Below are 24,008 nucleotides of genomic sequence, written 5' to 3' on the forward strand. Positions count from 1 at the left end.
AGAGAGTTTGACAGTGTGTTTCATTCGGGTATTATGGCGCCCGCAACGCAATACGGAGGTGTGGCCGAGTGGTTTAAGGCAACGGTCTTGAAAACCGTCGACTGTAACAGGTCCATGAGTTCGAATCCCATCGCCTCCGCCATATTTGAATGTTAAAGCCCTGACTTGTCAGGGCTTTTTCGTGTCTGGCGTTTGAAAAAACAGTGACGGTCTTCACAAAGGAAACAGTGCATGCCATCTCCTAAACCACTCAAGGAAAGTAAAGTGACCAGTAAAACCATCGGTTCGATCGGCGCAGCCATTGTCGGCGTGGCCCTGTTGTGTGTCTTCTTCGGCAGTTGGTACACGGTTGATGAAACCGAGCGCGGCGTGCTTCTGCGTAACGGCGCACTGGTCGGGGTGGTTGAGCCGGGGCTGTCGTTCAAGACGCCCTTTATCGAATCGGTCCGCCTGATCAGCACCCAGAGCCAGGTCACGTCGTACGACGATCTGCAGGCCTACAGCAAGGATCAGCAATCAGCCGAGCTCAAGGTTTCGGTGTCCTGGCACATCGCGCCTTCCGACGTGGCGAAGGTCTACACCCAGTTCAAGGACCTGGAAGGTATTCGCGACCGGATGATCAGCCGGCAGGTGCCGACACAGGTGGAGAACGTGTTCGGCAAGTTCAACGCCGTCGCCGCCGTGCAGAACCGGGTCCAGTTGGTCAATGATATTTCCGCCGCGATCAAATCGACGATTACCGGACCGGTGATCATCGACAGCGTCCAGGTTGAAAACATCGATTTCAGCGACGCCTATGAAAAAGCCATCGAAGCGCGCATGGCAGCGGAAGTCCAGGTGAAGACTCGCGAGCAACAACTCGCCACTGAACAGGTCCAGGCCCAGATTCGCGTGACCCAGGCCCAGGCGGAGGCCGATTCGCAAGTGGCCCAGGCCAAGGCGGACGCCCTGGCCACCGAGCTTCGCGGCAGGGCTGAAGCCGAGGCGATCAAGGCTCGTGCCCAGGCGCTGGCCAGCAACCAGAACCTGGTTGAGCTGACCAAGGCCGAGCGCTGGAACGGCGAATTGCCGACCACCATGCTGCCAAACAGCGCACTGCCTTTTATCGACCTGAAATAAGTTGCATCGGCGCGGCCAATTCTGGCCGCGCCTCCGCTACCCGGCCTGCGCAACGCAGCCGAACAAACATCGCCCCCTCGTTGGTTGACGCTACACTTTGCTCACTGACGACCAGACGTTTACCGTTAGCAGGGAGCTCAACGTGTACCCAGGCAAAAAACCAACGCAACGCTTGCGCAATACGCCTCCCTCCGCCCTTCGTACCAATAACCGCTTTTCACTCCCCCACCCGGCACCTGCTTCGGCAGCCGTCCTGGACAGGAGAAACACGTGACCATTCTTATCAGGAAATACAAATGGCCCGCCCTGTTGGCCGCGGCGCTGGTTGTTTTCTCGGCGTTGATTTTCTTTTTGATCAAGTCCTATACGTACGATTCATCGACCTATTTCGAATCGCGTGATTTCATTCGCCAGCTCAAACAGGCCGACGCCAACTGGAATGTGAAAATCCTCAGGAAGAAGATCGGCGTCAACAACAACCTGTCCCTGGCCCCACCGCCTGAAGCACAGAGTCGTTGGGAGCAATTGGAACGGCTTAACAATTCGGGCCCCTTGGCATCGCTTTGGGCATCACGCCGCCAGGGTTATGTAGAGGCCGTCCAGAACAAGCGCCTGCTGGTAGAGCAGTTCGAACAACACAACGCCAACCTGCGCAAGTCCCTGGACGAACTTCCGACCGTCGAGGATGAGATTCAAACCTTGCTGCAGGACAAGACGTCCGGCAGCGAAGCAACTCGCCTGACCATGGCCTCCAGTGTGCTCGATCTGGCGCTGACCACCTCGGAATACGCGCTTTACGTGACGTCGGATAAAGCGAGGGAAGTGCAGGCTCAATTAAGCGAACTCGAACGTGCGATTGAGCAACTGCCCGCCTCCTACCGGCCCGTTTTTGTCTCCCTGACACAGCACGCCAACACCGTCATCCAGGAACAGCCGCTGGTCAACGACCTGCTGGACCGCATCAGCGTGATCCCGGTGGCCCAGGAGCTGGACAGCATCAACGAATTGCTGAACGAAACCCAGCGCCGGACGGCCGCGACAGACCGCCAATACCATATGTACCTCGCCGTGTGCGCCAGCCTGATGGCGCTTCTGATGATCTACCTGGCCGTGCGGCTGGTGCGCAGTTATTCAGTCATCAATCAGATCAACCATGAACTTCAAACCGCCAATGATCGGCTGGAAGAGCGCGTACAAGAGCGAACCCGCGCGCTGAAGGAGGCCGAGCGGGAGTTGGTGGACGCAGCGCGCATGGCAGGCATGGCGGAGATCGCCACCAACGTGTTGCACAACGTCGGCAACGTCCTCAACAGCGTGAATATTTCGGCCGAACTGGTGACGCGCAAGTTGAAGAACAGTAAGACGCAGGGCTTGGGAAAAGCCGTCAGGATGATGAATGAACATGCCACCGACCTGGGCCAATTCATCACCGAGGACGAAAAAGGCAAGTTGTTGCCTCGCTATTTCAATGAGCTGGTGGATTCCATTGCCAACGAGCAAGTGCAACTTATTGACGAACTGGCGCAGTTGACCAAGAGCATCGACCACATCAAGGAAATCGTTACGACACAACAAACCTATGCCGGTGCTGCCCGGCTGATCGAGCCGCTGAAGGTCAGCGATTTGTTCGAAGATGCGCTACGCATGAACTCGGGCGCGCTGAGTCGGCACCATGTCACGGTGATCAAGGATTATCAGGACAGCCCGCAGATCATGGGCGATAAACACCGCTTGCTGCTGATCCTGATCAACCTGATCAGCAACGCCAAGTTCGCCATGTCTCATGTTGATCATCCACGGGAAATGACACTGGGCATCCGCATCGTCGACCCGACGACATTGCACATCAGCGTCAAGGATCGCGGCGAAGGCATCGCACCGGAGAACCAGGCCCGGATCTTCAATCATGGCTTCACCACCCGCAAGGACGGCCATGGGTTCGGGTTGCATAGCTGTGCGTTGGCCGCCGTGGAAATGAATGGCCGCCTCTACGTCCACAGTGATGGGCCAGGGCAAGGCGCCCTGTTTACGCTCGAAATTCCGCTGGAATTGGCGGACGCTTGACCAACTGGGCTGCGCGGCGGGCATTGATGCTCGCCGTGCAGCCGTTGCACCTGGCTACTGGATGTTCCCAGGGCGCACGCGACGTGGTCTCCTGGTCGGCAACGCGGCGGCATAGGCCAGCGCCTCTTCGCGCGTAGCAAAGGACCCCAGCCGGTCAGCCTGGGTGCACACCTTCCAGGGGCCACTGTTTACGCTGAGCACGTCATAGCCATTGATGTGCATTTTCGTCAACATTGCAGTACTCATAGACCTAACCTCCTTGGGAAAACGGGGTTGCGTTGCCTACCTTACTACCGGTTGACACAGGTCGGCCGACCGAGCGTCGCAATTCACGCGCAAGCAGGGAGCGTTCAAATGCCTCAATGGGAATCCGAATCCCACAGCCAATCCCATAAACCCGGCAGATGCACCGGTTGGGACGTGTCCCTGACCGTGCGGGCCATGGCCGCCCGTTCCAGCATCTGCTGGTCGTCGTAAAAGGGTTTGGCATCGGTTTTCAAGCCGGTGAGCCTGGCGCTGTCGAGCAGAATCTCCAGGTACTCCCGAGTGTGACGAGCAGTGTACCGGTTGAGATCATGGAAGGTCACGACGACTGGAATCACCCCATCGACCACAGGCAACTGTCCGTCAGCGATACGCTCGCGTACTTCCGAGAGCTGGCGCGTCAGGTTCATCCGCCGGCGCGGACTCAGGGTGATGCCCCAGACCTTGCCGTCGTTGGCGCTCAGGTCTGTCAGCAATACGTGCATCCCATGACGTTGGTAGGCGGCGAAGGTGCGTTTGTCGTAGCTCCAGAACGGCGGCCGCACCAGGCTGGGCGGCGCGCCCGTGACCGCAGCGATATCGCCTTCGCCGTTATCGAGGGACTGCTCCAACTCGTCAGGATCGAGGAACCGATGGTTGGTGTGCCAATGGGTGGCCGTATGAAAGCCAAGGACATGCCCTTCCAAGTGCTCACGGCGCATGATCGAGCGGCCAATTTCACTGCCGCCGGCTCGTGGCCCTCGCGTCTGGACAAAAAATACCGCCTTGATCCCAGGCTGGACCGGGTTCTGCGCCAAGGCATCCAGGACCTCGTCGCTCGGGTTCCATAAGGATGATGCGCTGGGGCCGTCATCGAATGTCAGCAGGAAACGGATGGGAGGTTGCGCACGCAAGCGTTGTTCAGTCTGCGCGGTCAGTTCGATGGGCGAGCTGATGCAACCCGACAGGCCACTGGCGAGAAGCGCCACGACCAGCGCCCAGGCGATTTTTTTCATGTCTTGCCTTTATTCAGTGCCACATTGCGTCGCCTTCGATCCCTGGCACCGGTGCTTTCAAGCTCACCTTGGAGAAGGTTACCCGGGTTTGGTTCCACACCGTGAGCACGGTTGTTTTGCAACGCGCGACGCCTCTCTGTCACACACGGCCTTGACCGTCTGGAAATCCGATGGAATTTTCCGAACGCCTCCGTATCCATCCGTATAGGATCAATTAGGGAGGATTTATGGGCGGTCCATCGCTTTACATCATCGACTACATGCTCCATGGCGAGCCCAAGTCTTTCATCATTCGCGCGGAAGTGATGAATAACTCCGAAGCTTGGCATTGGGCCAGTTGCGACGCGGGTGTTGGGCGCATACCCAAATTCGGCAGGGAGAAGGTCAAGCGGGTTTCCAAACCCATGGCAGAGAAATATGGCATTACCGATGTGCGCTGGCGAGCCTCCGTCGCGCCATCCTGGGTCAAGGAGTCTGGCTGAATCAAACAAGGTTCCCGGCGCACCGACTGTCCAGTCGTGCGCCGGATTCTTCGACAGATCGCAAATAACTCAACTACGCTTAACCTCAGCATGAGCCGTCATCATCGACGGGCGTCGTGCTGCCCTTTTTTCAAACTTGAATGGAGGTGTGACATGTCCGAAAAAGAGTCCATCACCACCCTGCTTACCTTACTGGAATCGCGCCAGGCGCGACTGACAGCAGCCTGCAAGGAAATCGCCGACTGGGTCGACCACCAGGGCGGACACCCCGCCGCAGTGCGCATCCGCGACCGACTCAATGACATCGAAAAAGATGCCCCTTCGATCCAGAGCGCCTTGTCTTCCCTCAAGCCTGCGGAACGCCCACTGCCAAAGTTTCGCTGACGCGCCACACCGGTTCCCCCTGAACTCCACCGGTTGAAACCCGATGGAACAACGGCGTTCCTTTGCCCCTCGATATTGATAGGTATCGATGCAACAGCCGTCAAAAGGGAGAACCACCATGAATGCCAGAGTCCTGCTGCTCATCGCCTGCGCCTGCCCTGCCACCGTCATGGCGCAAGGGTGCGAGGTCCTTAGCCGGTCCCAAAGCCAGGCAGTCCCGGAAATCGAAACCCGCAGTTGTTATGAATACAAGGGCGTGCCTTCGCAAGCCATTGGCTGGTCGTGCAGCAACGAAAGCAAGGGGACGTTGAGCACCGAAAAGAAACCCGTCGAGCGTTGCGCCGATGGCTATGTGGCCACCTGCCAAGCCCGATTGACCCAAGAAGCCCTGGCCAACCCACACTCCACCAGCAAGGATCCAAACGCAGGTTCGGCGAATATCCCGGATAATGCGCAGGTCACCTGGTACTACTACGACGCGCAAAAGCTCCAGCAGGCCCGGAAGGATTGCGAGACCACCGGCGGCCAATGGAAAAACCGCTGACCGGGTGGCTCGCTTCGCCTGCGTCAGCCCTTGCTGTGCTCCGGCGATGAAGGCGGATTCTTGACACCTCGCGGCCCGGCCACTCCCCAGATGATCAAGCCCAGTACAGGCAGGATGATCAGAAGCAGTGCCCAGCCTGCCTTGGTGCCAGCCGCCTTGTCGCTCCGAAAGACGCTGACGATTGCCCAAAGATCCACAAGCAACAGCAACACCGCGACGGCAATCCAGAAATAACTGGCTAGTTCAGACATGGCCTTAATCCTCTTGTCAGTCTATGGATTAGGCATGGCCGCCGTGGGTCCGTTCAAAGAATCTGGCCTGCTGATTGCGATGACGATCGCGCAGCTACAAGCGCTCGTTCAGGTAGTCGACCCATTGCTCATAGGCCTCGTGTTGACGCCGAACCGCCTCATCCCAGGCGGTCCCGGACATTTGATGGATACAGATCAGCGCCATCATTTCCGACGTCGCTGCATCGAGCTCGACCAAGAGCTCATGGGATTTGACTTTGAAATCTTCAACGGTGGTCATCTCTCCTCGCTCCCCCACGACGGGGCCGGCCAGTCCACCCAACATTGATGCGTTTTTTCGGCGCTGATTCATTTTTGGCGATGATCGGTCGTTGGCGCAGCCTATCCTCCCTCTCCCCCGAACCGTTCGCGAAATAAACGCAGCCTTTTCCCATGGGCCGCGTTCCTATGGTCATGGGGCAACGAAATCCTTGTTGAACACTTGAATCGGGCAAGGCTCAAATATTGCAGTAATATTGCAATTTGATGACAGTCGAGGTTGGGCGGGGTATGAAAATTCGAGCGACCGTCATCTGTGAAGAAAATCGCCACATCCTGCTGGTGCGTAAACCCAAGCGTCGCTGGGCCCTGCCCGGTGGCACCGTCGAGCGCGGCGAGACCCATGCCGATGCCGCCCTCAGGGAACTGGCGGAAGAAACCGGGCTGAGCGCCGAACACCTGCTTTATCTGATGCAGTTCAGTGAAGGCGGCACCGAGCATCACGTGTTCGAAGCTTCGGTCAACGACTCGACAGCGGCCAGGCCACAGAACGAAATCAGCGACTGTGTGTGGCACCCGCTGGAGTCCATTGCCCAGTTGCAGATGAAAAAAGGAATGCGGGAGATACTTGAGGCGTTTCGGCGCAGGCTATAGACGTCGCAAAGCACCTTCAGTCATTGCGGACCATCGTCAAAATAGCGGAGCGAAAACAAACAAGGGCTTGCGTTAGCTTTCGCTCGCAAACCCTTGATTTTAGATGGTGCCCGAAGCCGGAATCGAACCGGCACGCCCTTACGAGCGGGGGATTTTAAGTCCCATGCGTCTACCAGTTTCGCCATTCGGGCGGTAGCGCGGTAAAGCCGTGTGAAACTGGCAAACAGGTATCTGACAGGTTCGCGGCAGGTACAACAGAGGGGGAAATATATACATCCATCCCCGGTGAAGCAAGGTTGCCATTGCCCTTTTCAAGACAAAACCTTTCATTGCTCCGCAAATAAAAAAGCTCTGTAGATCATGGATCTACAGAGCTTTTTAAAAGTGGAGGCCGAAGTCGGAATCGAACCGGCGTAGGTGGATTTGCAATCCACTGCATAACCATTTTGCTATTCGGCCTCAATACGCCCGATGCCATGAAACCACATCAGACGGATAAAAACTTATCCGGATACAGCCGCCAATAGCGAGCTATCCCCTTGAAAACATTGAAGTTTTTTACGCCTCGATGCATTCGATGGGCGCAATTATGTACTCATTTGCCTAGGCTGACAACCCCTTGATTTCAAAAAAAATTTGCCTGGCAATCAACCTGATGGCTGTCTTTCCTGGCAACGCAACAAACCAAAACCAGTCCCCTATCCAGCTCATCGGCAAACCACCGACCCCAACGGAACAACCGCCTTTTACCTTGGTTCATCCCTTATGTCGTCCCTGGATCAGTAAGGAGAACCATCATGACTGAACGCCCAAAACTGGTGGCGAGCCGGGCTCCGGTCCCCACGCCTTCCCATCCCAATCTCGGCACGCCGGAGCGACTGGTGTCGCTGGCGGCCGGCTCATTGCTGATTGCCAACGGTCTTCGTCAGGGAGGACTCAAGGGCTTGCCGCAACTGCTGCTGGGTGCGTGCGCCACCTGGCGAGCCTATTCCGGGTCCTGCAGGATCAAGCGGGCCATGACCCACAGCCCCTTCGAGCAGACGTTCGAGCAGGATCGCGATTGGGACGGCAGCAAGGTGATTTCCCGCAGTATCACGATTGGCAAGCCCAGGGAGGCGGTGTATGCGTTCTGCAGCGATCCGGCCAATCTTGGCGCGCTGATGCCGTGGATCGACACCATCGAGCAGACCGGCGAGCGGACCTATCGCTGGGTCGCCCATGGCCCGATGGACAAGACGCTGCATTGTGACCTCGAACAGTGCGAGCCCAAGGAAGGCCGCAAGCTGCATTGGATCGCCGGCCCGGACAGACGCTTCAAGCACGACATCCAGATGCATTTCAGCGATGCGCCGGCCGGTCGTGGTACGCAGATCAAAGTCATCGTGGCATGCGAGACGCCCCTCGGCGCGGCCGGCTATGCACTCGCCGCCGCCATCTCGCGGTTCTCCGACAAAGCCCTGTTGAACGTGTTGCGCAGCATAAAACAGCAGTTGGAAACGGGCGAAATCAGCACCAACAAGATGCGCGATCCGCAGACGAAGGATTTCCTCTTCGTACACCCCGCTTCCAGCGCGACGCAATTACCGGCCAATGATTCCCCCACTGACAAACCCGAACTCAACGGAGGTACCGTCTGATGCGCGCACTGACTTGGCAAGGCCCCAACAAGCTACAAGTCGAGACCGTCGACGATCCGTCCATTCTCAACCCCCGCGATGCCATCGTGCGGGTGATCCTGTCCTCGGTGTGCGGCTCGGACTTGCATCTATTGGGCGGCTACGTGCCGACCATGCAGGCCGGCGACATCATTGGGCATGAGTTCATGGGCGAAGTGGTGGAAACCGGATCGGCTGTCACGCAAATCAAGAAAGGCGACCGGGTCGTCACGGTGTCGATTGTTGGCTGCGGCGAATGCGAGCATTGCCAACGCTCGGACTTTTCCTGCTGCGACAATTCCAATCCAAACCCCACCGCAACGGACATTGCCTACGGCCAGCCGGCTTGCGGCATCATCGGCTACAGCCATGCGTTCGGCGGTTATGCCGGCAGCCACGCCACTTATATCCGGGTACCTTTCGCCGACGTCAACCTGTTCACCATTCCGGAGGGCGTCAGCGACGAGCAGGCTGTATTCGTCTCAGACGCGGTGCCCACGGGCTTTTTCGCAGCCGATAACGCGGGCATCCAGCGCGGCGATACGGTCGCGGTCTGGGGGTGTGGCGGGGTTGGGTTGATGGCGATGTCCAGCGCCTATCTGTTGGGCGCCGAACGGGTGATCGCCATCGACCGCTTCCCCGATCGCTTGCGCCTGGCCGAGGAAAAGGCCGGCGCCATCGCCCTGAACTACGAGACCACGGACATACACGCCGCCCTGCTGGAACTGACCGGCGGCCGAGGTCCGGATCGCTGCATCGATTGCGTCGGCATGGAAGCCCACGGCACCGAAGTCGATTATTTCTACGACAAGACCAAACAGATGCTGCGCCTGCACACCGAGCGCGGAACGGTGCTGCGCCAGTCAATCCGCGCCTGCCGCAAGGGCGGGACGGTGTCGGTAGTCGGGGTGTATGGCGGCTTGCTGGATAAATTCCCGATGGGGGCGATCGTCAACAAGTCACTGACCTTGCGCTCCGGCCAGCAACCGGGGCAGCGTTATGTGAAGCGGCTGTTCGAGCACATCCAGAAAGGCGAACTGGACCCCTCCTATCTCCTGACTCACCCCATGGGCCTGGAACAATCGGTGGAGGGTTATGCGCTGTTCAAGGAGAAACGCCAGGATTGTTTGCGAGCAGTGTTCCGGCCGGAGTGAGGATCGGCCCCATGGAGAGAGCTTGTTCCCGCTGGGCTGCGATCTTTTGCGGTTGGCGGTATCCCGTTGAAGGATCAAAAGATCGCAGGCGGTCTCTCGTAGGAGCTGCCGAGCGAAGCGAGGCTGCGATCTTTCCAAGCCAGATTGAGTCTGAAGCGAAAGATCAAAAGATCAAAAGATCAAAAGATCAAAAGATCAAAAGATCGCAGCCTCGCTTCGCTCGGCAGCTCCTACACAGAGCCCAGCGGGAGCAAGCTCCCTCGCCACGGAGTTAGCGGCATCTCACCGGAGAGTCGCAGCCCAGCGCCATTATCGGTAACATACCGGCCTTTCCCGCAGCCCTGCTGCGCCCCTGCCGAATAAGCCGATTCCATGCCTTTCGAACTCAGCGTTGACCTCTCCACCCTCGCTATCCTGGCCGTCGTGGCGTTCATTGCCGGCTTCATCGACGCCATCGCCGGTGGTGGCGGCCTGCTCACCACTCCGGCCCTGCTGACTGCCGGCCTGCCACCGCACCTGGTGCTGGGCACCAACAAGCTCAGTTCGACCTTTGGCTCGGCCACGGCCAGCTTTACCTTCTACAAACGCAAACTGTTTCACCCACGGCAGTGGACCCACGCGCTCGTCGGCACGCTGGTCGGTGCCTTGGCCGGCGCCGTCGTCGCCCATTACCTGCCCGCCGAGTGGCTGAACAAGATGCTGCCGGTGATCGTCTTTGCCTGCGGCCTGTACCTGCTCTTCGGCGGCACGCCCAAGGCACCGCTGGACAGCAATGCGCCGATCAAGAAGACCTGGCAGTCGCCGCAAGGCTTCACCCTCGGTTTCTATGACGGCGTGGCCGGCCCCGGTACGGGCGCGTTCTGGACCGTCAGCAGCCTGCTGCTCTACCCCATCGACCTGGTCAAGGCCAGCGGCGTGGCTCGCAGCATGAACTTCGTCAGCAACATCGCGGCGCTGTCGGTGTTCATCTTCTCGGGCCAGGTGGACTGGATCATCGGGCTGAGCATGGGCCTGTCGGTGATGGTCGGCGCGTTCTTCGGCGCGCGCACCGCCATCAGCGGCGGCGCGAAGTTCATCCGGCCGGTGTTCATCACCGTGGTGCTGGCCCTGACCGTGCGGCTAGCCTGGCAACACTGGTTCAGCATGGCCTAGGCGGCGGGCCACATAGAGATCGATCAGGTAGCGGGCAATCGAGCGCGACGCCGGCAATGGCGGCAGGTCATGGATGTTGAACCATTGTGCGTCCTCGATTTCGTCCTCCTGGGGCACGATTTCGCCGCTGGCGTATTCGGCGTGGAAGCCCAGCATCATCGAATGGGGAAACGGCCAGCACTGGCTGCCCACGTACTGGATGTTCTTCACGTCGATGCTGACTTCCTCGCGGACCTCGCGAATCAGGCAATCCTCGGCTGACTCACCCGGCTCGGCAAAGCCCGCCAGGGTGCTGTAGACCCCCGTGACAAACCGGGGTGAACGGGCCAACAAGACTTCGTCGCCCCGGCTGATCAGCACGATCATGCTCGGCGAGATCCGCGGGTAATGGCGCAAGTCGCATGCCTGGCAATACATCGCCCGCTCTCGCGGCACCTGGCTCATGCGCTGGCCGCAACTGCCGCAGAAACGATGTTCGCGAGCCCAGGTGCCGATCTGCGCCGCGTAACCCAACACCTTGAACAGCGTGTGGTCGTCTTCGAGCATGAAGGCCCGCAGGCCTTTCCAGTTGCAGCCGGGAATGTCCAGGGCGCTGTGCAGTTCCAGCAGGTAGACCGGCTCGCCATCGAGATGGCCGATGCCGTGCTCGGCAAGGATCGACAGGTCTTGGCGCTTGAGCCAGTCGCGAGGGAACAGCGCGCCGTTGTCGTCGTACAGGAAACCTTCCGGGCTGCGGGCCACGGCCCAGCCGCCGGGTTTATCGGTATCGAGTACTGCGGTGGTCCAGCGTGAAATCATGATCGGTCAGTCCAGAAATTCGGGTTTCTGTTTGCTCATATGGGCGGCCATGGCCACGCGCAGGTCATTGGATTGCAACATGGCGGCGTTCCACGTGGCGACGTATTCCAACCCGTCGTCGATGCGGTGGTCGCGCATGTAGCTGATCATTTCCTTGGTGCCGGTGACGGCGATCGGCGACTTGGCGGCGATTTCCCGGGCAATGCCCATCACGCCATCGAGCAGGCTGGCGGTATCGCTGTAGACACGATTGACCAGGCCAATGCTGCGTGCTTCGTCGGCACCGAAGGTGCGCCCCGTATAAGCGAGTTCACGCAGCATGCCGTCCCCGATGATCCGGGGCAAGCGTTGCAATGTGCCAACATCGGCCGCCATGCCGATGTCGATTTCCTTGATGGAGAACTGCGCGTCCTCGGCGGCGTAGCGCATGTCGCAGGCGGAAATCAGGTCGATGGCGCCACCCAGGCAATAGCCCTGGACCGCCGCGAGGACCGGTTTGCGGCAGTTGTCCACGGCATTGAACGACGCTTGAAGCTGCAGGATCTTGCGCCGCAGCACGCGGGCGTTACGCCCCACGTCCTTGCCCAGTTCATTGGCCACGCCGGCCAGCATCATCAGGTCGATGCCTGAAGAAAAGTGCTTGCCCGCGCCGCTCAAGACCACCACCCGCACTTCGTCGGTATCGTCGATCCATTGGAAGATGTCGACGATCTCGCTCCAGAACGCCGCGTTCATCGCATTGATCTTGTCCGGTCGGTTGATTTGCACATGGACGATGTTGTCTGCAAGTTCGACGTTGAACGCTTGGTATTGCGACATGGCAGTATCCTTTTACCGGCTGGAAAGAGGCCTGAACTATAACAAGCGATCGTGAAAGGACGTAGGCAGTGCATCGGCCAAAAGCGGGACTTTGCGCGGGATGTTCAGGAGATCTCTGTGGCGAGGGGATTTATCCCCGCTGGGCTGCGAAGCAGCCCCTGGAAGCTGAGTGCAACCTAGCTGACACACCGAGGTGGCAGACTTTAGGGCCGCTTCGCAACCCAGCGGGGATAAATCCCCTCGCCACAAAAGCTTGGCGCAATTGTTACCTACCCTCCGCCTCCAACTGCCCATCCCAACCACCGCCCAACGCGGCAATCAACTGCACGCTGGCAATCAACCGGCTCTGTTGCAGGCTCAGCACGCTGCGTTCGTTGCTCAGCGCGGTGGCCTGGACGGTCACCACGTCGAGGTAGCCGATCAGCCCTGCCCTGTACTGGTTCTGCGTCAGGCGCAGGGACTCGCGGGCGGCGTCGAGGGCTTCCTGGCGCACGCGGGCTTCGTCTTCGAGCACCTTGAGCTGGATCATGTAGTTCTCGACTTCACGAAAGCCGTCAAGCACGGTCTGGCGATAGGTGGCGACGGTCTGGTCGTAGGCCGCGACGCTGCGGTCCACCTCCGCCGAGCGCTGGCCGCCGTCGAACAATGTCATCGCCAGTTGCGGGCCAACCGACCAGAAGCGGTTCGGCACGCTTACCCAATTATCGTAGGTACTGCTGCTGTAGCCGCCGCTCAGGCTCAGGGTCAGGTCCGGGTAGTAAGCGGCCTTTGCCACGCCGATGTTCGCGTTGGCGGCCATGACCGAGCGCTCCGCCGAAGCGATGTCCGGGCGCCGTTCGAGCAATTGCGACGGCAGTGCCACCGGGACTTGCGGCAGCGCCGGGATGTCCTGGATTTCGGCCAGGCTGAACTCGGCGGGCGGCAGGCCGATCAGCACGGCGATGGCGTTTTCGAACTGCGCGCGCTGCCAGATCAGGTCGATCAGGTCGCCCTGGGTGGTCTTGAGCTGGTTTTGCGCCTGGGCCACCGCGTCCTTGCCGGACACCCCGGCGCGGTACTGGTTTTCAGTCATTTTCAGCGAGCGCTGATAGTTGTCGACGGTGGTCTGCAACAAGCGCTTCTGCTGATCGATCACCCGCAACTGCAGGTAGTTCTGCACCAGCTCCGATTGCTGGCTCAAACGCATCGCGGCCAGGTCGGCAAAGCTGGCCTGCGCGCTGGCTTCGTCGGCTTCCAGGGTGCGGCGCAACTTGCCCCAGACGTCGGCTTCCCAGCTCACGCCAGCTTGGGCGTTGTAAGTGTCGCGAATGCCGCTGGAGGAACTGCTCAGGCTCGAACTGCTGCTGCCGGTGCCTTGGCTGGAACGGGTCTTGCCGACCGTAAGATCGACCGTTGGAAAGAATGCCCCGCGAGCACTGCGCGCCAAGGCCTGGGCCTGACGGTACTGGGCTTCGGCCTGGGCCACGGTCTGGTTGGAGGCGTTGAGTTTTTCCACCAGTTCGTTGAGGCGAGTGTCAGCGTACAGCTCCCACCAGGCGCCACGGGCCAGGGCGTCGCTGGGGTTGGCCTGGCGCCAGCCCTGGGCCTCCTTGTATTGCACCGGCGCGGCAGCCGCGGGACGTTGGTAATCCGGACCGATCGCGCAGGCACTGAGCAGCGCCACGCACAGCGCCAGGCTCAGTACTCGCGAGCCACGGGCGGTTGCCAGCGGTGCGACAAGGTTGAAAAGCGAGCGATCGGTCATAGCGGAGTTTCCAGGGCAGCATCAGTGCGCACCCCGCGCCAGCGGTTGAAACGATGGCGCAGGTTATCGAGATAGAGGTAGACCACGGGCGTGGTGTAAAGCGTCAGGACCTGGCTGAACACCAGCCCGCCGATGATGGTCAGGCCCAGTGGCTGGCGCATTTCCGAGCCTTCGGCGCCACCAAGCAACAGCGGCAAGGCGCCGAGGATCGCCGCCAGCGTGGTCATCAGGATCGGTCGCAGCCGCAACAGGCACGCGCTGCGGATTGACTCGAGCGGCGTCTGGCCAGCGCGCTCCAATTGCAGCGCGAGGTCGATCATCAGGATGGCGTTTTTCTTCACCACACCGATCAGCAGGAACAGCCCCAGCAACGAGATCAGGCTGAACTCGCTGCCCAGGACGTAGATCGACAGCAACGCGCCCACCCCGGCCGAGGGCAAGGTCGACAGGATGGTCAGCGGGTGAATGTAGCTTTCATACAGCACGCCCAGCACCAGGTACACCGCCAGCAACGCCCCGAGGATCATGAACGGCTGGCTTTTCTGGGTGGCGGCGAACGCATCGGCCGTACCGGCCATTTTCGCGATGACATCCTCGGGCATGCCAAGCTTGGCGATCGCGCGCTCGATGGCGGCCGAGCCCTGTTCCACCGTGACGCCTTCGGCCATGTCGAAGGCGATGCTCTCGGACGCGAACTGCCCTTCATGGCTGACCCGGTCGTCTTCGAGGCTGTTTTCATAGTGGGCAATCGCCGACAGCGGGACCCGTGCGCCGTCGGCGGTGATGACTTGGACCTGTTCAAGCGTGTTGGGGTCCTGGGCGTACTTCGGATTGACCTCCATCACCACCTGGTATTGGTTGAGGCTGTCGTAGATCGTCGAGATCTGCCGCTGGCTGTAGGCGTTGTTCAACACCGCCGTGACCATGTCCATGTCGATGCCCAGGCGCTTGGCCTGGTCCCGGTCCACGATCAGCGTCACTTGCTGCGCCCCGCCGCCGTCACGGGCGTCGATGGCGGTCAGCTCCGGCAAGGCCCTGAAGGCAGCCACGAGCTTGGGGTACCACTCGCGCAGGGACGCCAGGTCGGCGCTCTGCAGGATGTAGGAATACTGCGAGGTGGTCTGCTCGCGGCCGCCCCCGAACTGCAGGTCCTGGTCGGCCATCAGCATCAATTGGGCACCGGGTACCTTGGGCATTTCCTTGCGCAGGCGCTCGATGACCTTCTGCGCGGACATCGCCCGTTCCTTGATCGGCTTGAGGCGCACCAGCATGAAGGCATTGTTGGTGCCGTTGTTGCCGCCGATGAAACCCGCCACGCTCTGCACCGCTTCATCCTTGAGCACCGCGCGCCGGAAGATTTCCATTTTCGGCTGCATCACGTTGAACGACAGTCCATCGTCACCGCGCACGAAGCCGATCAACTGGCCCGTGTCCTGCTGCGGCATGAAGGTCTTCGGCACGACCACGTACAAGGCAATGTTCACCCCGACGGTCACCAACAGACTGAGCAAGGTCAGGCGCCGATGGCGCAACACCCAATCCAGGCTCCGGGCATACCCCCTGACCATGCGTTCATTGACGTGATGGCTCCAGCGCTGCAAACGGTTTTCCTGCCCCGGCACATGGGGCTTGAGCCACCGCGCGCAGAGCATCGGCGTGAGCGTCAGGGACACCATCAGCGAGACGACGATGGCAGCCGCCAGTGTGATGGAAAACTCGCGGAACAGGCTCTCGATGATCCCGCCCATGAACAGGATCGACAGGAACACCGCCACCAGCGAGGCGTTCATCGACAACAGGGTGAAGCCCACCTCCTCGGCACCGAGGTAGGCGGCTTTCATCGGCGGCACGCCTTCGTCGATGTGCCGGGAAATGTTTTCCAGCACCACGATGGCGTCGTCCACCACCAGCCCGGTGGCGAGGATCAACGCCATCAGTGACAGGTTGTTCAGGGAAAAACCGTACAGGTACATGACCGCGAACGTCCCCACCAACGACACCGGCACCGCCAGGGTCGGGATCAGCGACGCACGGAAATTGCCCAGGAACAGGAACACCACCAGCACCACCAGGGCAACGGCGATCAGCAGGGTCATTTCCGCTTCGTGCAAGGTGGCCTTGATCACCGGCGAGCGGTCCATGGCCAGGTTCAGCTTGACGCTGGCGGGCAGTACCGCTTGCAGGGCGGGCAGCTGATTCTTGATCTCGTTGACGGTCTCGATGATGTTGGCGCCGGCCTGGCGGTTGATGACCAGCAGCACGGCGGAGTCATTGTTGAAGAAGCCGCTGTTGTAGCGGTCTTCGACGCTGTCGCTGACCTTTGCCACGTCCTTGAGCCGCAACACCGAGCCATCCTGGTAACGGATGACCAGCGTCTCGTAGTCCTTGGCCTTTTCGAGTTGATCGTTGGCCTGGACTTGCCACATGCGCTTGTCGTCTTCGACCGAACCCTTGGGCCGGCGCACATTGCTATTGGCTATCGCCGTGCGGACGTCATCCAGCGCCACGCCGTACTGGTTGAGCAATTGCGGCTCCAGCTCGATGCGCACCGCCGGCAGGGAGCTGCCGCCAATCTGCACCTCACCGACACCCGCCACCTGGGACAGGCTTTGGGACAGGATCGTCGAGGCCAGGTCATAGAGCTGGCCCTTCTCCAGCACATCGGAGGTCAGCGAAAGCACCATGACGGGCGCCTGGGACGGGTTGACCTTCTTGTAGGTGGGCATGCTGCGCATGCCGCTGGGCAGCAGGTTGCGCGAGGCGTTGATAGCCGCCTGCACCTCCCGGGCCGCGCCGTTGATGTCGCGGTCCAGGTCGAATTGCAGGATGACGCGGGTCGAGCCCTGGCTTGAACGGCTGCTCATGGTGTTGACCCCGGCGATGGCGCCGAACGAGCGCTCCAATGGCGTCGCCACCGTGGAAGCCATCACCTCCGGGCTCGCTCCCGGCAAGTTGGCCTGGACCACGATCACCGGGAAATCCATCTGCGGCAGCGGCGAAACCGGCAGCAAGCCAAAACACACGCCGCCGAGCAACATGATGGCGAAGCTCAGCAGCATGGTCGCCACGGGACGGCGGATGAAGGGGCCGGAGAGGTTCATGGGCGACAGCTCCAAGTTGCAGGCTGCAAGCTGCAAGAGAAAAGCAAGTCGTGCGCAGGCTTTAACTTGTAGCTTGAGGCTTGCAACTTACCGCTGAATGCCATCATACCCGCACCTCATCCGCATCAGGCCTGGCAAACCGCCGCCCCAGACGATCGAAGTACAGGTAGATCACCGGCGTGGTGAACAGCGTCAACACCTGGCTCACCAGCAAGCCACCCACCATCACCAGGCCCAGCGGTTGGCGCAATTCGGCGCCGGAGCCGGTGGCGAGCATCAGCGGCACGGCGCCGAACAGGGCCGCGAGGGTCGTCATCAGGATCGGTCGGAAGCGCAACAGCGCGGCCTGGTAGATGGCGGTCTGCGGGTCCATGCCCTGGTTGCGCTCGGCGTCGAGGGCGAAGTCGATCATCATGATCGCGTTCTTCTTGACGATGCCAATCAGCAGGATGATGCCGATGATCGCAATCATGCCCAAATCATTGCCGCTGAGGATCAGCGCGAGCAAGGCGCCGATGGCCGCCGAGGGCAAGGTGGAAAGAATCGTGATCGGATGGATGTAGCTCTCGTACAACACGCCCAGCACGATGTACATGGTCACCACCGCCGCCAGGATCAGCAGCAAGGTGCTCGACAGCGACGCCTGGAACGCCTGCGCCGCGCCCTGGAACTCGGTCTGCACGCCGACGGGCATGCCGATGTCCTTCTGCACCTTTTCGATGACATCGACGGCGTGCCCGAGGGCCACGCCTGGCGCCAGGTTGAACGACATCATCACCGCCGGGAACTGGCCGATGTGGGCAATCGCCAGTTGCGCCTGGCGCTCCTCCACCCGCGCCAGGCTCGACAGGCGGACTTGCCCGCCGTCGGTGGTCTTGACGTGTATCTGGTCCAGTGCCTGCGGGCCGATCTTCTCCCCCGCCTGGGCTTGAAGCACCACGCGGTACTGGCTGGCCTGGGTGTAGATGGTGGAAATCTGCCGCTGGCCGAAGGCGTCGTAGAGCGCATCGGTGATGTTCGACACCGACACGCCCAGCCGTGATGCAGCATCACGGTCGATCACCAGGTAAACCTGCAAGCCCTTGTCCTGCAAGTCGCTGGCAACGTCGGTGAGCTCCGGCTGCTGGGCCAGGGCCTCGACCAGGCGAGCGCTCCAGAGGCTGAGCAACTCGGCATCCGGCGACGACAGGCTGAATTGGTATTGGGTACGGCTGACCCGGTCTTCGATGGTCAGGTCCTGCACCGGCTGCATGAACAGGCGGATTCCCACCAGCCGATCCAGCTGTGGTTGCAGGCGGGCGATGATTTCGCTGGCGCTGTCGTCCCGCTCCCGGTGAGGCTTGAGGTTGATCAGCAAGCGGCCGCTGTTGAGCGTCGCGTTGTCGCCGTCTACACCGATGTAGGAGGACAGGCTCTCCACCGCCGGGTCGGCGAGGATCACCTTGGCCAACTGCTGCTGCCGCTCGCCCATCGCCGCAAACGAAATCGCCTGCGGTGCCTCGGAAATCCCCTGGATCACGCCGGTGTCCTGCACCGGGAAAAACCCCTTGGGCACGGCCAGGTACAACACCACCGTCAACACCAGGCTGCCCATCGCCACCAGCAGGGTCAGTGGCTGGTGCTTGAGCACCCACTGCAACTTGCGCCCGTAGCCGGCAATCAACCAGTCGATCCAGGCACCGCTGGCCCGATAGAAACGCCCCTGTTCTTCTTCCTTGGGCTCGCGCTTGAGCAAGCGTGCGCACATCATCGGCGTCAGGGTCAGGGACACCACCAGCGAGATAAGGATCGCCACCGCCAAGGTGATGGCGAATTCGCGGAACAGGCGCCCGACCACGTCGGCCATGAACAGCAGCGGGATCAGCACGGCGATCAGCGACAGCGTCAGGGAAATCAAGGTGAAGCCGATCTGCTTCGCGCCCTTGAGCGCCGCCTGCATCGGGCTGTCGCCTTCCTCGATGAAACGGGCGATGTTTTCCAGCATGACGATGGCGTCGTCCACCACGAAACCGGTGGCGATGGTCAGGGCCATCAAGGTCAGGTTGTTGATGGAGAAACCGGCCAGGTACATCACGCCGAACGTACCGATCAGCGACAACGGCACGGCCACAGAGGGAATGATCGTGGCGCTGACCCGGCGCAGGAACAGGAACGTCACCATGACCACCAGGGCGATGGCGATCAGCAGCTCATGCTGGACATCGGTGACGGAAGCACGGATGGTCTGGGTGCGGTCGGTCAGCACGGTCACGTCGAGGCCGGCCGGCAGGTTGTCGGTGATGCTGGGCAACAGCGCCTTGATCCGGTCCACCACCTCGATGACGTTGGCGCCGGGCTGGCGCTGGATGTTCAGCAGGACGGCTTGGTTCTCGTTGGCCCAGGCGGCGAGGCGTTCGTTTTCGGCGCCGTCGACGATCTCTGCCACGTCCTTGAGCCGCAGCGGCGCGCCGTTGGCGTAGGCCAGGATCAACTCGGCGTAGTCCTTGGGCGAGGTCAACTGGTCGTTGGCATCGAGCATCGAGACCCGCGTCGGGCCGTCGAAGTTGCCCTTGGGCTGGTTGACGTTGGAAGCGCCGATCAAGGTGCGCACATCCGCCAGGTTCAGGCCGGCGGACGCCAGGGCCTCCGGATTGACCTTGATCCGCACGGCCTGGCGCTGGCCACCGGCAATCGTGACCATGCCGACGCCGCTGATCTGGGCGATTTTCTGGGCCATGCGAGTGTCGACCAAGTCATTGAGCTTGGGCAGCAGCATGGTCTTGGAAGTAATCGCGAGGGTCAGCACCGGGGTGTCGGCCGGGTTGACCTTGTTGTACACCGGTGGCGCCGGCAGGTCATCGGGCAACAGGTTGGTGGCGGCGTTGATCGCGGCTTGCACCTGCTGCTCGGCGACATCCATGTTGATGTCCAGGTTGAAACGCAGGGTAATCACCGAGGCGCCACCGGAACTGGTGGAGGCCATCTGCGTCAACCCCGGCATTTGCCCGAACTGGCGCTCCAGCGGTGCGGTCACGGCGCTGGTCATCACGTCCGGACTCGCGCCCGGGTACAGGGTCATGACGCGGATGGTCGGGTAATCGACCTGGGGCAATGCCGACACCGGCAACAACCGATAGGCGATCAGGCCGGCCAGGACAATGGCCAGCATGCTCAGGGTGGTGGCGACCGGGCGAAGGATGAACAGCCGCGAGAGATTCATGCGCCGCCCTTTTTCGCCTTGTCGGCTGCTGCCGGCTCAGTCGGGGCCGCGGCGCTCTTGCCTTGCAGGTGCTCGGTCGGCGTGGTCGGCACTTCCTGGCTGTCATTGACCACTTCCACTTCGCTGCCTTCCTTCAGGCGGTCGGTGCCTTCGAGCACCACCCGGTCGCCGGCGGCCAACCCTTCGGTGACCACCGTGTTCTCGCCATCGCTGGCGCCGATCTTGAGCTGTTTGATCGTGACCTTCTTGTCGCCGTCCAAGGCATAGACAAACGTGCCGTTGGTACCGAATTGAATGGCGGCCGTCGGCGCGAGCACCACGCCTTTCAGGGTATCGGCCAGCAGGCGCACGTTGACGAACTGATTGGGGAACAGCGACTGGTCGCGGTTCTCGTAGCGGGCCTTGAATTTCAAGGTGCCGGTGGTGACGTCGATCTGGTTGTCCAGGCTTTGCAGCACGCCGCTGGCCTGGAGCTTCACATCGCCACGGTCCCAAGCCTCGACCGGCAGCTTCGCCCCGCCGCGGTAGCGGGCGAGCACGGTTTCGAGGCTGTTCTCCGGCAGCGTGAAGACCACGCTGATGGGCTGGGTCTGGGTGATGACGGCCAGGGCCGTGGTGTCGTTGGCTGCCACCAGGTTGCCAAGGTCGAGTTGCCGCAGGCCCACACGCCCGGAAATCGGCGCACGAATCTTGGTGAATTCCAGGTTGAGCTTGGCGTCGTTGACCGCCGCCTGGTTGGTCTTGACCGTGCCCTGGTACTGGCCCACCAGAGCAGCGGCGGTGTCGAGGGTCTGCTTGGCAATGCTGTCTTCGGCGTACAACCCGCGATAACGCTCCAGGTCCACTTGTGCGTTCTTCAGTTGGGCCTGGTTTTGAAGCAGTGTGCCTTCGGCCTGGAGCAAGGCATTCTGGTACGGACGGGGGTCGATCTCGGCCAGCAGGTCCCCGGCCTTGACCATCTGCCCTTCTTCGAACGCGATCTTCACCAACTCACCGCCCACCCGGCTGCGCACGTTGATGGTGTTGAGCGCCGTGACCGTGCCCAGCGCCTTGTAATACAGCGGGAAATCCCCGGTGACCGCCGGTGCCACCCGAACCGGAATCGGCCCCGTCGCACCGCCAAAGCCTGGCCGCATGCCGCCCGAGCGCCCCATGTGTCCGGCCGCGCCCTTCTGCCCTGCCGCATTTTTCGAGTCGGTGCTGGCCGGCCAGAATTTCCAGGCGAGCAACGCGACGACCAATACGACGAACAGGCCGAACAACCAGCGACGGGATTTGCGGGAAACAGAGGATTGCATTGAATGGTCAACCATTGGGCGCGTGGGCTTCTTTTACGGGAGGCTGAACGATAAGCACTGTCGAGGTTTTAGCAAAGCGCCTTTACCGGCAATTTACCTTGGGCTTACCTTTCGCGTACTCGGCTAAGGCTTTGAAACACAAATGAAAACGGCCTGGACAGGCCAGGCCGTTAACAATTGTAATAAATACTTTATTTCAGACTAGTTATTTCAGCGCTGCGAGTGCCGCCTCGTAGTTCGGCTCTTCAGCGATTTCCTTGACCAGCTCGCTGTGCAGCACGGTGTCGTTTTCGTCCAGCACCACCACGGCGCGAGCGGTCAGGCCTTTGAGCGGGCCGTCGGCAATGGCAACGCCGTAGTTCTCGATGAACTCGGCACCGCGCAGGGTGGACAGGTTCTGTACGTTCTCCAGGCCTTCGGCGCCACAGAAACGGGCCTGGGCAAATGGCAGGTCGGCGGAAATGCACAGCACCACGGTGTTATTCAGGTCGTTGGCCTGGGCGTTGAACTTGCGCACCGACGTGGCGCAGGTCGGGGTATCGACGCTTGGGAAAATGTTCAGCACCTTGCGCTTGCCGGCGAAGTCCTTCAGGGAAACGTCCGACAGATTGCCGGCAACCAGGGAAAAGGCTGGCGCCTTGGAACCGGCTTGTGGCAGCTGGCCGTTGACTTGGACCGGGTTGCCTTTGAGGGTGACTTGAGCCATGAACGGATTCCTTCTGACAGGTTTGAAAAATGGTGAGGCCGGAGTTAACCATGAAATGGTGCTCCGACCTATGGCTGCACGAAAAAAGTGACGATTCCTACAAAGGCGCTATTTCGCCTTGAGCCGCAGATAGGACTGATGCAGGTCCGACGCCCAGCCATCGATGACGCTTTTGAAGTCGTCGGGCTTCATCACCTGGGAGTCGTTCGACAGCGGCTTACCCGTGCCCTTGCGCACCACCTGGGCGATCACGGCATTATTACCACCGTCGAGAAACACCGCTTCGGTGCCCAGTGTGGTTTCCTGGTCGCGAATGCCGCTGGCCGTACTGACCGCGGCGGCCACCAGGGCAATCGGAATCACTTCATAAGGTTTCAGGCCTTCGGTCTTGCTGCTCACTGCAGTGATGGCCGCCCGCACCACCAATACGCCCGGTCCGGGACTGGTCGCCAGAGGCAAGGACCTGCCCGCCTCCCGCTTGAGCGCCTGGTCGTAGTAGCTGGTGATGCCGGCCAACGTGGCGGGGGGAATCTTCACGGTCGGTTGTGGCTTGGGGTAGAGCTGCGTCGGCTCGATGTACACGCTGGAGAACTTGGCCAGATCGATCTTCGGATCGACCCAACGCATCACCTCGGCCCCCGACGGGGATTTTTCCTCCTTGAGCCGGCTGTAGTCCCCCAGGAAGCCGGAATACTCGTTCGGCTGGGTGACTTTGCTGGCGCAGCCCGCGAGCGCGAGCGAGGCGATGCAAACGGTGGCGATCGTGGATGCGAATTTCATGCTGTTACTCCTGTAGGCCACACCCGACTGGGACGGCATTACAGGTATAGCCAATGCGCAGTTTTTTGCCTGTTCAGCGCAACCGCGCCATCGCCAGCGTATCGACCCAGCGCCCATCACGCACGGCGTAGTCCCGCAACAGCCCTTCGGTCTCGAAGCCGAATTTGCGGTACAAGCCAATGGCCGCTTCGTTGTCGGCATACACCGTCAACTCGACCCGCCGCAGGTTCATCCAGTTGTCCGCCACGTCCAGCGCCGCGGCCAGCAGCATCGAGCCCACACCCTTGCCCTGCCAGGCCACCGCGACGCCCATGCCCAGGCTGGCGCAGTGAGCACGACGGATACGGGTAAACTGCTCCAGGCCAAGATTGCCGATGACCTCGCCCTGGTAAAGGGCCACCAGTTTCAACTGGCGCTCGTCGTTTGTTGCCAGACGCTGACGCCAGACCTCCGTGGACTGAAAAGGCATCTGCAATACCTGGCGGGTGACGGCAGGGTCGTTGTAGAGCGCGGTGACGCCGGGGATATGGGCTTCAGTAAAACGTGCAAGGGTGATCGAGGATTCGGACATTGGAGCTCCTTCCTGG

At 60.9% G+C, this 24,008-nt stretch carries 22 protein-coding genes and 3 tRNA genes; 11 read left to right on the forward strand and 14 right to left on the reverse strand.

The features are described from left to right. Positions 1-54 precede the first annotated feature (54 nt). From M8Q45_RS12840 to M8Q45_RS12850, 3 genes are all read left to right on the forward strand, one after another. A tRNA-Ser gene (locus M8Q45_RS12840) sits at positions 55-142 on the forward strand. Between the two features lie 122 nt (positions 143-264). Then, on the forward strand, positions 265-1,119 hold the full coding sequence (locus M8Q45_RS12845) for an SPFH domain-containing protein (protein ID WP_249877320.1): 855 nt from the start codon (positions 265-267) through the stop codon (positions 1,117-1,119). Positions 1,120-1,389: 270 nt separating this feature from the next. Next, positions 1,390-3,183 carry a DAHL domain-containing sensor histidine kinase gene (locus tag M8Q45_RS12850; protein WP_249875064.1) on the forward strand — a complete coding sequence of 598 codons (1,794 nt, stop codon included), beginning with the start codon at positions 1,390-1,392 and terminating at the stop codon, positions 3,181-3,183. Between the two features lie 54 nt (positions 3,184-3,237). Here the strand turns inward: M8Q45_RS12850 and M8Q45_RS12855 are convergent, their stop codons facing one another. Then, positions 3,238-3,429, reverse strand: a complete 192-nt coding sequence (locus M8Q45_RS12855; protein ID WP_249875065.1) for a DUF2188 domain-containing protein — start codon at positions 3,427-3,429, stop codon at positions 3,238-3,240. A gap of 113 nt (positions 3,430-3,542) precedes the next feature. Continuing rightward, a complete protein-coding gene (locus M8Q45_RS12860; protein WP_249875066.1) occupies positions 3,543-4,442 on the reverse strand; it encodes a polysaccharide deacetylase family protein in 900 nt (299 codons plus the stop codon). Positions 4,443-4,669: 227 nt separating this feature from the next. Between M8Q45_RS12860 and M8Q45_RS12865 the strand changes: the two genes are divergently transcribed. From M8Q45_RS12865 to M8Q45_RS12875, 3 genes are all read left to right on the forward strand, one after another. Then, positions 4,670-4,924 carry a DUF6555 family protein gene (locus tag M8Q45_RS12865; protein WP_039588765.1) on the forward strand — a complete coding sequence of 85 codons (255 nt, stop codon included), beginning with the start codon at positions 4,670-4,672 and terminating at the stop codon, positions 4,922-4,924. A 153-nt stretch (positions 4,925-5,077) separates the two neighbouring features. Continuing rightward, positions 5,078-5,308, forward strand: coding sequence for a hypothetical protein (locus M8Q45_RS12870; RefSeq protein WP_181290176.1), 231 nt, complete (start codon positions 5,078-5,080; stop codon positions 5,306-5,308). A gap of 118 nt (positions 5,309-5,426) precedes the next feature. Continuing rightward, positions 5,427-5,852 (forward strand): hypothetical protein, encoded by a 426-nt coding sequence (locus tag M8Q45_RS12875; protein WP_249875067.1) that lies wholly within the window; start codon positions 5,427-5,429, stop codon positions 5,850-5,852. Between the two features lie 23 nt (positions 5,853-5,875). Here the strand turns inward: M8Q45_RS12875 and M8Q45_RS12880 are convergent, their stop codons facing one another. Beyond that, positions 5,876-6,103, reverse strand: a complete 228-nt coding sequence (locus tag M8Q45_RS12880) for a PLD nuclease N-terminal domain-containing protein (RefSeq protein WP_249875068.1) — start codon at positions 6,101-6,103, stop codon at positions 5,876-5,878. A 34-nt stretch (positions 6,104-6,137) separates the two neighbouring features. On the opposite strand from M8Q45_RS12880, the gene M8Q45_RS28460 reads away from it, so the two are divergent. Continuing rightward, a complete protein-coding gene (locus M8Q45_RS28460; protein ID WP_349654623.1) occupies positions 6,138-6,431 on the forward strand; it encodes a hypothetical protein in 294 nt (97 codons plus the stop codon). Positions 6,432-6,652: 221 nt separating this feature from the next. Then, entirely contained in the window at positions 6,653-7,015 is a 363-nt protein-coding gene (locus tag M8Q45_RS12890) for an NUDIX hydrolase (protein ID WP_249875069.1), read from the forward strand. A 104-nt stretch (positions 7,016-7,119) separates the two neighbouring features. Here M8Q45_RS12890 and M8Q45_RS12895 read toward each other — a convergent pair. Then, positions 7,120-7,206, reverse strand: a tRNA-Leu gene (locus tag M8Q45_RS12895). Positions 7,207-7,400: 194 nt separating this feature from the next. Further along, a tRNA-Cys gene (locus tag M8Q45_RS12900) sits at positions 7,401-7,474 on the reverse strand. Positions 7,475-7,812: 338 nt separating this feature from the next. On the opposite strand from M8Q45_RS12900, the gene M8Q45_RS12905 reads away from it, so the two are divergent. The 3 genes from M8Q45_RS12905 to M8Q45_RS12915 all read left to right on the forward strand — a co-directional run bounded on the left by M8Q45_RS12905 (position 7,813) and on the right by M8Q45_RS12915 (position 10,976). Beyond that, positions 7,813-8,652: an SRPBCC family protein gene (locus tag M8Q45_RS12905; protein ID WP_249875070.1), complete on the forward strand. Its 840-nt coding sequence runs from the start codon at positions 7,813-7,815 to the stop codon at positions 8,650-8,652. Further along, a complete protein-coding gene (locus M8Q45_RS12910) occupies positions 8,652-9,824 on the forward strand; it encodes a zinc-dependent alcohol dehydrogenase (RefSeq protein WP_249875071.1) in 1,173 nt (390 codons plus the stop codon). Before M8Q45_RS12905 ends, M8Q45_RS12910 begins: the two co-directional genes overlap by 1 nt. 372 nt (positions 9,825-10,196) lie before the next feature. Next, positions 10,197-10,976 carry a TSUP family transporter gene (locus M8Q45_RS12915; RefSeq protein WP_249875072.1) on the forward strand — a complete coding sequence of 260 codons (780 nt, stop codon included), beginning with the start codon at positions 10,197-10,199 and terminating at the stop codon, positions 10,974-10,976. Here M8Q45_RS12915 and nudC read toward each other — a convergent pair. From nudC to M8Q45_RS12960, 9 genes are all read right to left on the reverse strand, one after another. Next, positions 10,944-11,774, reverse strand: a complete 831-nt coding sequence (gene nudC, locus M8Q45_RS12920; protein WP_249875073.1) for an NAD(+) diphosphatase — start codon at positions 11,772-11,774, stop codon at positions 10,944-10,946. The two genes, M8Q45_RS12915 and nudC, sit on opposite strands and share 33 nt — an antisense overlap. 6 nt (positions 11,775-11,780) lie before the next feature. Then, entirely contained in the window at positions 11,781-12,593 is an 813-nt protein-coding gene (locus tag M8Q45_RS12925) for a crotonase/enoyl-CoA hydratase family protein (RefSeq protein ID WP_249875074.1), read from the reverse strand. A 265-nt stretch (positions 12,594-12,858) separates the two neighbouring features. Next, positions 12,859-14,337, reverse strand: coding sequence for an efflux transporter outer membrane subunit (locus tag M8Q45_RS12930; protein WP_249875075.1), 1,479 nt, complete (start codon positions 14,335-14,337; stop codon positions 12,859-12,861). Then, a complete protein-coding gene (locus M8Q45_RS12935) occupies positions 14,334-17,438 on the reverse strand; it encodes an efflux RND transporter permease subunit (protein ID WP_249875076.1) in 3,105 nt (1,034 codons plus the stop codon). Before M8Q45_RS12935 ends, M8Q45_RS12930 begins: the two co-directional genes overlap by 4 nt. A 103-nt stretch (positions 17,439-17,541) precedes the next feature. Continuing rightward, on the reverse strand, positions 17,542-20,637 hold the full coding sequence (locus tag M8Q45_RS12940) for an MdtB/MuxB family multidrug efflux RND transporter permease subunit (RefSeq protein WP_249875077.1): 3,096 nt from the start codon (positions 20,635-20,637) through the stop codon (positions 17,542-17,544). After that, the gene (locus M8Q45_RS12945) at positions 20,634-21,950 is read right to left on the reverse strand and encodes an MdtA/MuxA family multidrug efflux RND transporter periplasmic adaptor subunit (RefSeq protein WP_249875078.1); all 1,317 of its coding nucleotides are present in this window, start codon (positions 21,948-21,950) and stop codon (positions 20,634-20,636) included. Before M8Q45_RS12945 ends, M8Q45_RS12940 begins: the two co-directional genes overlap by 4 nt. 190 nt (positions 21,951-22,140) lie before the next feature. Continuing rightward, complete coding sequence (gene tpx / locus M8Q45_RS12950; protein ID WP_198796996.1) at positions 22,141-22,641, reverse strand: thiol peroxidase; 501 nt, start codon at positions 22,639-22,641, stop codon at positions 22,141-22,143. Between the two features lie 108 nt (positions 22,642-22,749). Beyond that, complete coding sequence (locus tag M8Q45_RS12955; RefSeq protein ID WP_249875079.1) at positions 22,750-23,421, reverse strand: DUF3313 domain-containing protein; 672 nt, start codon at positions 23,419-23,421, stop codon at positions 22,750-22,752. A 73-nt stretch (positions 23,422-23,494) separates the two neighbouring features. After that, complete coding sequence (locus M8Q45_RS12960; protein WP_249875080.1) at positions 23,495-23,992, reverse strand: GNAT family N-acetyltransferase; 498 nt, start codon at positions 23,990-23,992, stop codon at positions 23,495-23,497. Positions 23,993-24,008 lie beyond the last annotated feature (16 nt).

The sequence above is a fragment of the Pseudomonas sp. T1.Ur genome (assembly GCF_023516725.1).
Lineage (GTDB): Bacteria > Pseudomonadota > Gammaproteobacteria > Pseudomonadales > Pseudomonadaceae > Aquipseudomonas > Aquipseudomonas alvandae.